This is a genomic window from Nonomuraea sp. NPDC002799 (assembly GCF_053592075.1).
This window is the reverse complement of record NZ_JBSFVA010000016.1, coordinates 223,470-235,240: the sequence shown is the minus strand read 5'-3', so window position 1 is coordinate 235,240 and position 11,771 is coordinate 223,470. Positions and strand designations below refer to the sequence as shown.

Below are 11,771 nucleotides of genomic sequence, written 5' to 3'. Positions count from 1 at the left end.
CTTTCACCCAGGATCTACCCCGACAGACCCAGGTGGTCCTGGGTCGTCCCAGGCATGCCCAGGCACACCTACTTCAGGGAAGTGCGGCTGGAGTACTAGCCCCCACGAGCCGCAGCCTGGCCTTCTTGCCAAGGGTGTAGTCGTCCGAGCCGCCGTGTTGCTGCGCACGGGGTGAGGGGGAACTTGTGGCGATGAGGAGGAAAGATGCCTACTGGTGGAAAGCTGCCGGTGATCGGCTTACACGGCCGAATGGTGCTGCGCCGCCTGGTGTTCGGTGCCGGCCCGTGGGTCAGCGCGACCTTGAGGCTGAGCGTCGAGTCGGTGCTGAGCGGCGTGGTGTCGTGTCTGTTGGTGTTCAGTACCGGCCCTGGCCCAGCGCGACCGCGAGGCTGAGCGCTGAGTCGGTGCTGAGCGGGGTGGTGTTGCGTCGGCCGGTGTTCAATATCCGCCTGTCGGCTGGCGCGACCTCGAAACCGAGAGTCGAGTCTCGGGTGGAGATGGGTGACCAGCGGGGCAAGGCCGTTGTTGCCCGCATGCCTCACTTGGCTGCTTACCTGCCGGCTCTCATGTTTTGGCGCCCGGTCATTTCGCCGCAGGCATGACGGTGTTAGAGCGAACGAGTGGCAACGGGCGCTGTGGCTGCGTTGAGTGTGAGGGGAGAAGCCGTGGAGCTGTACACGGTTGCGCGTGGGTACGGTGGGGCGCCGATTGGTGAGGTCGGAGGCTCCGGGCGAGGCGATCTACTCGCCCGGTGCCTTCCGTCCTAAGACGGGCAGTCTGTGCGCGATGGAGGCCTAAACGGGCATGCTGTACGTAATCCGGAATCGGTCGCCCGGGATGACGATGTCGCTTGTCTCCACAGGGCGGTCACCTGCCCAATGGGTACGTTCCACATGAAGCACGTGAACGCCAGCCGCCAGATCGAGCGCGTCGCTCTCCGCTGGTCTGGGGACACGGGTATGCACGCTCTCGACAATCTCAGTGATCTTTATGCCGTGCGCGTACATCCTGGCGACCAGGCTCCGTCGCTCTTCTTCCGTGTGGGGTGTGAACTCCATCGGCTCATAGGAGGTGGCAATCTGAAGCGGTCTCCCGTCGCCGCGGAAGACATATCGTGTCTTGGTCAGCGCGGTCGTCTCTTTGAGACGTAGTCGTCTGGCGATGTCAGGGTCCGCTTCCGCCGGTTCGCTGTGCCAGTCCCACGTCACGCGTCTGCCCTGAGACTGCAGGTCGGCCGCGAACGGGGCCGGATGATCGAGAAAACGCCATCGGTAGAGCGTCGTCAGGTCAGGACGTTCCCTGACGTAATGGCCCGAGCCCACGCGGCCGATGATGAGACCTTCGCTGGCGAGCACGCGAAGCGCGTGGCGGGCGGCGGTCTCGCCGACCTGATACTTACGGGTGAGCTGCGCCCGTGAGGGGATGGGCGCGCCGGGGGGAAGGGTGCCGTCGGTGATCTGTCGCCGAATGTCTTCGACGACACGCAGGTAGACCGGATCTGAGGTGGCCACTAGTCCATCCCTGGGGGTTCGTGTGAGGCGTTGCCCCATGTTGCCGTATTCGGCAGGTAACCGACCGTCATCGATGACTGCTGGAGCCCCAACTTTGCGATGGCGGAAAATTATCGGCGAAACCCTGTAACGCCGATGTAAGGGGTGGCGATTCTCCGGTAGAGGTCGTCGATGTGTGTACCCCCGAGCACATATCGGCGGCCTCTTCCACTGTCCGCCTTCCCGGGCCACGATGATGGACGGCACGCGAACGGCCTGGTCGGCCGCCCTCTGGTGCGTGCGGCTTGGACTGAGCGTGGGATCGGTGAGGACGCTGAGCGAGGAGTCCTCAAAGCGCGGAGTCCTGCACCGGTCACTGCGACTGGCGGCACACCCATAGGCCGAGGTTCTCGATGGCGGCGACCAGGCGGCGTGCAGCGTGATTGCCGGCTGCGGTGATTCGCTCAGGCTGGCGGGACGAGAAGCGCGCGTCGCCGGCGCGGACCTCGCCGTCGAGGCAGAGCACGATCTGGGGGGCGGTTTTCTGTCACGCTGGTGACGCGGCAAGGTGCGGTGTCGCGGCGCACCACCGCATCGGTCCTACGCGAAGCCCGCGCCCAGCCCGCATCGCTGCTGTGGCCAAGTCGGCCCCTGTGCGCGGGATGGTCGTCATGATGCCCTGGCGCTCGATGTGGGATGCGTCATCGTGTTCGACAAAATATGTCCATATGACTAGATAGTGTGGCCCAGGCGTCGTTTGCGCAGCCATTGAGGCGCTGATTGTTTCCGGGAAGAGGTTCGGCGCTTCGCCGCCCCCGTAGCCAGCGCGGAGGTCGAGCGCGTCCATGGCGGACAGCGCCCGCTGAGCTGGCGCCTTGCTCGCTCAGCGGAGACGGTCGAGCGCTCGACTTGCGAACAGCGGGCTGGGCGCTTGCGAAAAGCGGGGCTGGGTGCTGTTCGGGTCTCCTGCGATGAGGGCTGGGCGCCGAGTGGTCGTCTGAAATCGCCCTTAAGTGGCCGTAGGCCAGGAGTCCACTTCTGCCTAGGTTGAGCTGTCGACGTCCATGACGATGAACCCGTCGCGGCATGCCCTGAAGGGCGGCCGGCGCCAGGGCGGGCTCGTAGCCCCTTCGGGCTGCACGACCAAGAGGGAAATACATGATCAGCATTGACAAGCTCCTTCCGTTCGATCGGGATGCCTGGGAGGGCTTGTTCCGTGCCTACATCGACTTCTACGAGCGAGTCGAGCCGGACGAGATGTACGACCGCGCATGGCAAGAGTTCCTGGCTGGCTCCCGCCTGCACGCTCTGGGGGCAAGGCTGGATGGGCGGCTCGTTGGCATCACGCATTTCTTCACCCATGCGAACACCTCGGCACCGGACATTGACGTCTGCTACCTCCAGGATCTGTTCACCGCGCCGGATGCCCGTGGCCAGGGCGTGGCGCGCGGACTGATCGAGGCCGTGACGGACTGGGCCGGTCAGCGCGGCTGCTCCCGGGTGTATTGGAACACGCACGAGTCGAACCACACCGCGCGCCGCTTGTATGACAAAGTTGCCGAGAATCGGGGATTTATCAGGTATCAGATTGATTTGCCGCAGTAGGGCGGGTCGACCAGGTTGCTTGGTGGTGATTACCCGGGCCGGTCGGGCTTGGTGCTGAGGTGAGGACTGCGGCCGTCCGTGGCGTCCGCGCGGGTGGGGGCACTCGGCGGGGTTCGATTCGTGCTGATGGAACGTACGATGAGGGCTGCCGCCGTTGGCGGCGGTGCTGTTCGTTCTGAGGCTCAAGATGCCTGTGAATGAGGGCGAACCGGACTTGAGGCAGGCGAAACGGGGTGGCGAGGTCCACTGGATTTCTGAATCCAGGTAGCGTTCGTACTATGGCATCGCCAACTGGAACCACCGAAGCACCCTTCGGCCGTATGCTGACCGCGATGGTCACGCCGTTCACCTCCGATGGCGAGGTCGACTATGTGGCTGTGCGGCGTCTTGCCGCCTATCTGGTGGACGAGCAGCAGAACGACGGTTTGATCGTCAACGGGACGACCGGTGAGTCGCCCACGACGTCGGACGAGGAGAAGCAGCGCATCGTCAGCGCCGTCCTCGATACCGTTGGTGACCGCGCGACCGTGGTGGCGGGGGCCGGCACCAACGACACGCGCCACAGCGTTGAGCTCGCGAAGCAGGCGGCACGAGCCGGTGCGCACGGCCTGCTGGTGGTGACGCCTTATTACAACAAGCCTCCGCAGGAGGGTCTGTACCGCCACTTCACCGCCGTCGCTGATGCGACCGGCCTGCCTGTGATGCTTTACGATATTCCAGGGCGTAGTGGCGTACCGATCAAAACAGAGACGTTGATCAGGCTGGCGCAGCACGAACGCATCGTGGCAGTGAAGGACGCCAAGGGTGACCTGTTCGCCGCCAGCCAGGTGATGATCGCGACAAATCTTGTCTTCTACTCTGGCGATGACCTGCTCAACCTGGCCTGGCTCTCCCTCGGCGCGGCAGGGTTCGTCAGCGTCGTGGGGCACGTGGTGGGCGCAGATCTGGCGCGCATGATCCATCTGCACAGAAGCGGAGAGGTCGCACAGGCGCTGGCCCTGCACAACCAGGTGGCACCCGTGGTCGACGGGGTCATGCTGCGCGCGGGCGGCGCGATCATGGCAAAGGCGGCACTGAGCATGGTGGGCATGCCGGTTGGACCGGTACGGCTGCCGCTCGTGGACGCAACAGAGAAGCAAATCGCCGAGCTGCGAGCTTGCCTGGTAGCCGGCGGGGTGAAGTTGACAGACGCATAGGAACGGGGAGGAACCGGGAGTTTTGAGAACACGATCTGACCGTGGGGGCCTGGCATGAGCCATCCGCATCCTGAGCTTGGCCCCCCGCCCGCGCTGCCTGAAGGCGGCTTGCGCATCGTTGCGCTCGGCGGGCTGGGGGAGATCGGCAGGAATATGGCCGTCTTCGAGTACGACGGCCGCTTGCTGATCGTCGACTGCGGGGTGTTGTTCCCCGAGCCCGACCAGCCGGGCGTGGATTTGATCCTGCCCGACTTCGAATACATCAGAGACCGGCTCGACGACATCGAAGCCGTGGTGCTGACACACGCTCACGAAGACCACATCGGGGCGGTGCCGTATCTGCTGCGGGAGCGGCGCGATATTCCGCTCATCGGATCCAGGCTCACACTTGCCCTCATCGAGGCCAAGCTGACCGAGCACAGGATCCAACCGACCAAGCACCAGGTGGTCGAGGGTGAACGGCACGTATTCGGGCCATTCGACTGCGAGTTCCTCGCGGTCAACCACTCGATCCCGGACGCGCTGGCCGTGGCCATCAGGACGCCCGCGGGCATAGTCCTGCACACCGGCGACTTCCGCATGGACCAGTTGCCGAGCGATGGGCGTCTCACCGACCTCGGCGGCTTCGCCAGGCTCGGCACAGAGGGCGTCGACCTGCTGATGTCCGACTCGACCAACGCCGAGGTGCCGGGGTTCGTCACCAGCGAGCGGGAGATCGGGCCGGTCATCGACGAGGTGATCCGCACCTCTGAGCAGCGGGTCATCGTGGCCAGCTTCGCTTCGCACGTGCACCGCATCCAGCAGGTCATGGACGCCGCCGCGAGGCACGGCCGCAAGGTGGCCCTCGTCGGACGCTCTATGGTGCGCAACATGGGGGTGGCTCGCGACCTGGGCTATCTCAAGGTGCCACCGGAACTGATCGTCGATTCGCGCGACATCGAAGAGTGGCCGCCCCAAGACGTGGTGCTGGTCTGCACCGGGTCCCAGGGTGAGCCGATGGCGGCGCTGTCCAGGATGGCCGGCCGCGATCATCCGATCCGGATCGCTGCGGGTGACACCGTGCTGCTGGCTTCGTCGCTGGTGCCCGGGAACGAGACTGCGGTCAACAAGGTCATCAACGGACTGACCCGGTGGGGCGCTCGCGTTGTGCACAAAGGCAACGCCAAGGTGCACGTCTCGGGCCACGCGGCCGCTGGCGAGCTTCTCTACGTCCTCAACCTGACGCGTCCGTCGAACTTCATGCCGGTGCACGGCGAATGGCGCCACCTGCGCGCCCACGCCAAACTGGCCGCCCTCACCGGCGTGCCCGATGACCACATCGTGATCGCCGAGGACGGCGTCGTGGTGGACATGGTCGATGGCAGAGCGAAGATCGTCGGTGCGGTGCACGCCGGGTATGTCTACGTGGACGGTTCGTCGGTGGGCGAGATCACGGACACCTCGCTGAAAGACCGCAGGATTCTCGGCGACGAGGGTTTCATCTCCGTGGTCATCGTGGTCGACTCCAACACGGGCAAGCTCACTGCGGGCCCGGAAATCCATGCGCGGGGATCCGGCATCGACCCCGCGCAGTTCGAGGGGTTCATTCCGCAGATCCAACGCGTCCTTGAGGAGAAGGCCGCCGATGGTGTGATCGACATACAGGAGATCCGCCGGGTGGTCCGGCGCACGGTCGGCCGCTGGGTGAGCGACACCTATCGCCGCCGACCGATGATCATCCCCGTGGTGCTCGAGGTCTGAGCCCTCCGGTGACGGTACGGCAGGCGTTATCGCCTGCCGTACCCATGGGTGGTCATGCGCGTGTCTCGCGATGCGACTGCCTCGTCCGCCCGGAGTTGGTGTGACGGTGTGGCCGGCGTCCCGCCCTGACTGGCGATATAGCAGTGAGCGCACGATGCGGCGGAGCCCGAGGCGCCACGGATGACCTGGCCAATGACCTTGGAACGGGCGGTTGGCGCCCTCGCGCTGAAACCACGGCATCATGACCTCGTAGATCTGCACGTCAGACGTCCCGCCTACGTACCAGCCAGGCTGCGGACAGCACCGGGAGCGCCGCGTAGCAGGTCAGCACCGCCGCTGCGGCTGCGGGCGACAGAAGTGACCCGTACCACGAGGTGGTGAGAGTGTCACCGGTGATCTCTCGGGGGAGCGCTCCGATCATCAGCGAACCCAGGCGCTCACTCCAAGGCTCTGGCACGTTGCCGATGATCAGGGGGATCACGTAGACGAGGCCAGACATGATGGTGACCGCACCGGCTGTGGATCGCAGAAGCGCGCCCAGACCAAGACCGAGTAGCGCGAAGACCGGCACGGTGAGGCTGGTTGCTGTCAGGAGTGGCAGCTTGTCGGCGAAGGAGCCGGCGTACGCACCCGAGAAGCGATCACCCAGCACCCAGCGGGTGACGGAGTAGGTGCCGAAGACCGCTGCCGCGCCCACGATCAGGCCCAGTGAGCCCACAATCGCGGATTTGGCGGCGAGCACGGGCCAGCGGCGGGGAACGATGGTCAGACTCGTTCTGACCAGGCCGGTGACGTATTCCGAGGTGATGGCTAGTGTGCCCAGGATGCCCAGGCACAGCTGGGGCACGAGCACGACGACCTCCTCCAGGTCTGCGATGCGGGCGCTCGGTCGTTGCTCGGAGGGAGCGCTGTCGTACATGCCGGCCGCTGCTACGGCGAGTGCCAGGCCAAGCAAGATTGAGCCGAGGCTCAGGGCGAGAATCAGGTATGTCGAGCGGACCGAGCGGAGTTTCAGCCATTCGGAGGCGAGCACGCTCATATGTACCTTCGTTTCAGCGGGTCGATGCTCATGCGTGTCCTGTTCGGGGGAGTGGGGCGTTTGTTTCGGGCGCCGGCCGTCGTGCATCCTCTGCGGTGGCGCGGTGGCGCGGTGGCGCGGTGGCGCGGTGGCGCGGTGGCGCGAGGCATGTTTCACCTGACGATCGGGTCTCCCCGGGTGCGCTTTCCGCGGTGTCGGCTAATGCGCGTCCGCCCGGGTGCTGCGCGCGACACTCCTGTTCGGGGGCTCTGATGATCGGGAGTCAGTTGTGTTGGTGTTCCCCTTCCCGAATCATGCGGTCGTGTCGATCTGCCTGTTCAGGGGTGCTTCGTGTGCTCATGCGTCTCTCCGGTTGATTTGGTGGTAGCCGATGGCGAGGACCGTCACTGGGTAGGCGAGGAGCACGGCAAGGGCAGCCCACGGAGGTAGAAGACCCTCACCCAGTCGTGATGAGAGCTGGTTGCCGGTTATCTGCGGCACCAGGTTCGGCAGAAGCGGCGTGGCCACGCGTGTGTTCCACGGCGGGGGCAGGTAACTGACGACCCCGGGCAGCACGAACAGCAGCGCCACGACTGACACGATCCCTCCTGTTGTGGAGCGGGTGGCTGCGCCCAGGCCGAGCCCAACCAGCGCGAGCGCCGACACTGATAGTGCCGAGGCCAACAGCGTCGGCGCATCGCCGGAGACTGAGGCCTCGTTGAAGCCGAGGCGGTGGCCACTGGCGATCAGACGGCTCGCCGAATAAGTGACGACAAGGATGGAGGTGGCGGTCACCAGCGTGACCAAGCCCACGATGCAGGCCTTGGCCAGGAGTAATGTGCCGCGCTTGGGAACGACAGTGAGGCTGGTGCGGATCATGCCGGTGGCGTACTCGGAAGTGATTGCCAGCACTCCGAGCACTGCGAGACTCATCTGGATGAGCGGGAGGAAGCCCTGCTCCGGTGCTGCGGCCCGCAGCGAGCCCCGCTCGTCGGCGATACCGCTCACGTAGAGGGTCCACACAACGCCGAGGAGCACTGTGAGAGCTGCTGTGCCGATCGTGTAGTAGGTCGAGGTCACAGAGCGTAGCTTCAGCCACTCGGAGGGGAACGCGGTCTTCATCGGACGGCTCCGTACTGGACGCTGTCGGCGGTCAGAGCCAGGTAAGCGTCTTCGAGCGACGGATAGCGCGCAGTCAGGTCTCTGACCGTGGCCTCGGTGATCAGCTTGCCGCGACCGATGATGACGATGTGCTCGGCAGTGAGGGCCATTTCGCTCATCAGGTGGCTGGAGAGCAGAATTGTCCTGCCTTCCGCGGCCAGAGAGCGCATCAAGTCACGGATCCAGCGCACACCGTCGGGATCCAGGCCGTTGACCGGCTCGTCGAACATCAACACACCTGGATCGCCGAGCAGCGCAGACGCGATGCCCAGCCGTTGTTTCATGCCGAGTGAGAACCCTCCCACCCGTTTGCGGGCCACACCGGACAGTCCGACCTGCGCGAGAACCTCGGCCACCCGTGCGGGGCCTATGCCATTGGTGCGGGCCAGGCAGAGCAGGTGGTCGTAGGCGCTGCGCCCGCCATGCACGGCGCTCGCGTCGAGGAGCGCGCCCACCTCGCGCATCGGTTTGCTCAGGGATCTATATTGGTGCCCGTTGACCAGTGCTTGGCCGGAGGTCGGGGCGTCGAGACCTAGGATCAGGCGCATCGTGGTGGACTTGCCGGCGCCGTTGGGGCCCAGGAAACCCGTCACGTGGCCGGGCGCTACCTTGAAAGAGAGCTGGTCTACGGCGAGAGTGCGGCCGTAGCGCTTCGTGAGGTTGCGGAGTTCGATCATGCCGTAAGGATGCGGTGCGGTGGGTCGGCGGCGCGTCGGACCACGGTTGGAACCTCAAGGTCAGACCGTGGGTTGACGTGGGCGGCCTGGTTCAGCGGCTACGGTTCAACGCGTGGACGACACGCATCCCTTCTTCGCCCGGCGCTTGAGCCGTCGCCAACTGATCATGCTCGACTTGGTGGCAGGGCTGGGTTTCGCGCTCGTGTCCTTGACGATGACTGCCAATGCCTTGGCGCTCCCGCCATGGCTGAAGTTAGCCCTTCCTCTTGGGTTGGGGCTGCCGCTGGCCGTCCGAAGGTTGTGGCCGCTGCCCGTCTTCGGCTTGACGCTGCTGCTCGCCGTCTTCGCGGCGCTGTTCGACGTGATCGGGTTCGCTTATCTCGCGCCTGCGTATGCGGTTTACATCGTCGCTCTGTCCGATCGGTGGGGCGCCATGGTTCCGACGTCTTCCATCGGGGCGGTCAGTCTGGTGACGGTCTTCGGGATGGTGGTGGCAGGCACGCCGCGTGAGAGTGCGCCGGACTGGATGCTTCATCTGGACCAGCCGCTCCTCGGAATCGCAGCATTGGGCGGTGCATGGACGATCGGGCGGGCCATGCAGGAGCGCCGACTCTATGCGGTGAAAGACGCTGAACGGCTGGCAGCGCAGGCGGTGACGGACGAACGGCTACGGATCGCCCGCGAGCTGCACGACGTGGTCACGCACAACGTCGGGCTGATCGCGGTCAAGGCCGGCGTCGCCAACCACGTGTTGGCGACCCGGCCGGAAGAAGCGCATGATGCCTTACGCGTGATCGAGACCGCCAGCCGCAGTGCGCTGGTTGAGATGCGCCACCTGCTGGGTGTGCTGCGATCCACGGCTGTGCCGGAACGCCTTCCCGCTCCGGGGCTCGCCGGGGTTGAGCGGCTCGTAGAGCAGGCTCGGCTGGCTGGGGTCGAAGTTGAGCTCGATATGCAGGTCGGAGCTGGCGGGGGCCTTGACGTAGATCCGATGGAGGAGCTCAAGGAACCCATCGGTGAAGGTGAGGTCAGGAAGCACGCGCCATTGTCTGCAGGTGTGAGTTTCTCGATCTATCGCATCGTGCAGGAGGCTCTCACGAATGTCGTCAAACACGCTGGTCACGCCCGATGCCGGGTGGCGGTGGTCGCTGCGGAGAGAGAGGTACGCATCGAAGTGATCGATGACGGGCCGGGGAGACGTACATTGCCTGCTGATGGTGCTGGGCATGGCCTGATCGGGATGCGGGAGCGGGTGATGATGTACGGCGGAGCGTTCGAAGCGGGGAATCTGCCTGTACGAGGATTCCGCGTTTTCGCGCGACTTCCCCTCGGGGATGTTTCTTGATTCGGGTCGTCGTCGCAGACGACCAGGCTCTGCTCCGAGGGAGTTTCAGGGTGCTGGTCGACAGCGAGCCTGATCTGATTGTGGTGGGCGAGGCGGCGACAGGAGTGGAAGCCGTCTCCGTTGTCCGGGAACAGCGGCCCGATGTCGTGCTCATGGATGTTCGCATGCCGGAAATGGATGGCATAGAGGCCACGCGGCAGATCAGGGATGTTTCTCGAATTCTTGTTGTTACGATGTTCGACCTCGACGCATATGTTTATGACGCCTTGCGGGCCGGGGCAAGTGGATTTTTGTTGAAAGACACGCCACCGGTGGATCTGCTTGCCGCTATCCGGGTGGTCGCGGGTGGGGAGGCGCTGCTGGCCCCCACCGTCACTCGACGGTTGATCGAGGAGTTCACGCGTACACCTGCCGTGTCCCAGGTGAGGGGTCTGGGGGGAGTGACGGGGCGGGAGCGGGAAGTGTTGACATTGATTGCGCGTGGGTTGTCAAACAGGGAGATCGCTGGGCATTTGCAGTTGAGTCTGGCGACGGTCAAGACCCATATCACTCGACTGCTGGCCAAGTTGGAGGCTCGGGATCGGGCGCAGCTTGTTATCGCGGCGTATGAGAGTGGATTGGTTACTGCCGCAGGATGATGGAGTCGAACCGAGCTATGTGATGGCGGCGTAAGTCAGGTTTTCATCGAAAGCCACTTCAGGTGTGCGCCTCCGAATGGCCCCTTCTTGTTTCCGACAGCGTCGAGTAGCCACTGCGCGGTGTTCTGTGCCTGAGTGATTAACGCGGGCGGGTATCCAAGTGTGACCTGATGCTCGGCGAACTCGTCCTCGTCGTCGAGGATGAGGCGGCCGTCTCGCATACGAATGACGTCCAGGTCGAGGTCCAGCATGGTGACTTCATGTTCAGTCCGCTTCAGGAGCGTGGCGTTTTCGCAGTCCCGGAGCGTGGTGGTTTCCTGTTCGGTCTGGTCCCGAAGCGTGGTGGTTTCGTGGTTGGTCTGGTGCGGGAGCGTGGTGGTTTCGTGGTTGGTCTGGTGCGGGAGCGTGGTGGTTTCGTGGTTGGTCTGGTGCGGGAGCGTGGTGACTTCGTGTTCCGTCCAAATTGGGATCGTGGTGACGTCGACGTAAATCTCGCTTCGATCGGGTGGAGAGTTGAAGGAAGCTGTCCACCAGGCGTTTCGTGGGAACAGCATGATCGCGGACGTTGGCCACGTTACAGGAGGACCGTCTCCTTTGCGGGCGACCGTCCCGCCGGGTATTTCCACCCAGACGCCATGCTCATCCTCGCCTAAAAGCCTGCCGGTGTGATTCCAGTGAAGTGCTCCGCCGTACTTTCGATACACGATGCGCACATCAGTCATATGGGGCACCATATCCGGGTCTGGGTGTCCGTATGGTGCGTATGCCACTTGGAGTAACGCGTGTAAAACGAGGTGATGGGTGGATGGGGGGTGCCATTCGGTGCTTGTTCTTGGGCTGTGCTCGGGTTCAAGGAGTCGTTGTTGCGACGACTGGTTGAACCCGCCGTGTGCTCGCTCAT

9 protein-coding genes and 1 pseudogene are annotated in these 11,771 nt (G+C 64.4%); 5 read left to right on the top strand and 5 right to left on the bottom strand.

What is annotated here, in order from left to right:
• Positions 1 to 794 precede the first annotated feature (794 nt).
• The gene (locus ACWD0F_RS27975) at positions 795 to 1,511 is read right to left on the bottom strand and encodes a GntR family transcriptional regulator (RefSeq protein ID WP_449880376.1); all 717 of its coding nucleotides are present in this window, start codon (positions 1,509 to 1,511) and stop codon (positions 795 to 797) included.
• Between the two features lie 1,137 nt (positions 1,512 to 2,648).
• Here ACWD0F_RS27975 and ACWD0F_RS27970 point away from each other — a divergent pair.
• The 3 genes from ACWD0F_RS27970 (at position 2,649) to ACWD0F_RS27960 (ending at position 6,031) form a co-directional block, all read left to right on the top strand.
• A complete protein-coding gene (locus ACWD0F_RS27970; RefSeq protein ID WP_449880374.1) occupies positions 2,649 to 3,095 on the top strand; it encodes a GNAT family N-acetyltransferase in 447 nt (148 codons plus the stop codon).
• Between the two features lie 320 nt (positions 3,096 to 3,415).
• Positions 3,416 to 4,291, top strand: a complete 876-nt coding sequence (dapA, locus tag ACWD0F_RS27965; protein ID WP_449880372.1) for a 4-hydroxy-tetrahydrodipicolinate synthase — start codon at positions 3,416 to 3,418, stop codon at positions 4,289 to 4,291.
• A gap of 54 nt (positions 4,292 to 4,345) precedes the next feature.
• Positions 4,346 to 6,031 (top strand): ribonuclease J, encoded by a 1,686-nt coding sequence (locus ACWD0F_RS27960; protein WP_449880370.1) that lies wholly within the window; start codon positions 4,346 to 4,348, stop codon positions 6,029 to 6,031.
• Positions 6,032 to 6,293: 262 nt separating this feature from the next.
• On the opposite strand, the gene ACWD0F_RS27955 is transcribed toward ACWD0F_RS27960, so the two are convergent.
• The 3 genes and pseudogenes from ACWD0F_RS27955 to ACWD0F_RS27945 form a co-directional block, all read right to left on the bottom strand.
• Entirely contained in the window at positions 6,294 to 7,070 is a 777-nt protein-coding gene (locus tag ACWD0F_RS27955; RefSeq protein WP_449880368.1) for an ABC transporter permease, read from the bottom strand.
• A 336-nt stretch (positions 7,071 to 7,406) separates the two neighbouring features.
• Positions 7,407 to 8,171, bottom strand: a complete 765-nt coding sequence (locus ACWD0F_RS27950; RefSeq protein WP_449880366.1) for an ABC transporter permease subunit — start codon at positions 8,169 to 8,171, stop codon at positions 7,407 to 7,409.
• Positions 8,172 to 8,194: 23 nt separating this feature from the next.
• A pseudogene (locus tag ACWD0F_RS27945) lies at positions 8,195 to 8,887 on the bottom strand (ABC transporter ATP-binding protein); the annotation flags it as partial.
• 112 nt (positions 8,888 to 8,999) lie between these two features.
• On the opposite strand from ACWD0F_RS27945, the gene ACWD0F_RS27940 reads away from it, so the two are divergent.
• Positions 9,000 to 10,232: a sensor histidine kinase gene (locus tag ACWD0F_RS27940; RefSeq protein ID WP_449880365.1), complete on the top strand. Its 1,233-nt coding sequence runs from the start codon at positions 9,000 to 9,002 to the stop codon at positions 10,230 to 10,232.
• Positions 10,229 to 10,870, top strand: a complete 642-nt coding sequence (locus ACWD0F_RS27935) for a response regulator (protein ID WP_449880363.1) — start codon at positions 10,229 to 10,231, stop codon at positions 10,868 to 10,870. Before ACWD0F_RS27940 ends, ACWD0F_RS27935 begins: the two co-directional genes overlap by 4 nt.
• A gap of 35 nt (positions 10,871 to 10,905) precedes the next feature.
• Here ACWD0F_RS27935 and ACWD0F_RS27930 read toward each other — a convergent pair whose 3' ends face one another.
• Positions 10,906 to 11,592: a DUF402 domain-containing protein gene (locus ACWD0F_RS27930; protein ID WP_449880361.1), complete on the bottom strand. Its 687-nt coding sequence runs from the start codon at positions 11,590 to 11,592 to the stop codon at positions 10,906 to 10,908.
• Between the last annotated feature and the right edge of the window lie 179 nt (positions 11,593 to 11,771).

Bases quoted from the DNA above. Each gene is read 5' to 3' on its own strand.
- ACWD0F_RS27970 (WP_449880374.1), top strand. From the start codon at position 2,649: ATGATCAGCATTGACAAGCTCCTTCCGTTCGATCGGGATGCCTGGGAG.
- dapA (WP_449880372.1), top strand. From the start codon at position 3,416: ATGCTGACCGCGATGGTCACGCCGTTCACCTCCGATGGCGAGGTCGAC.
- ACWD0F_RS27960 (WP_449880370.1), top strand. From the start codon at position 4,346: ATGAGCCATCCGCATCCTGAGCTTGGCCCCCCGCCCGCGCTGCCTGAA.
- ACWD0F_RS27955 (WP_449880368.1), bottom strand. From the start codon at position 7,070: ATGAGCGTGCTCGCCTCCGAATGGCTGAAACTCCGCTCGGTCCGCTCG.
- ACWD0F_RS27950 (WP_449880366.1), bottom strand. From the start codon at position 8,171: ATGAAGACCGCGTTCCCCTCCGAGTGGCTGAAGCTACGCTCTGTGACC.
- ACWD0F_RS27930 (WP_449880361.1), bottom strand. From the start codon at position 11,592: ATGACTGATGTGCGCATCGTGTATCGAAAGTACGGCGGAGCACTTCAC.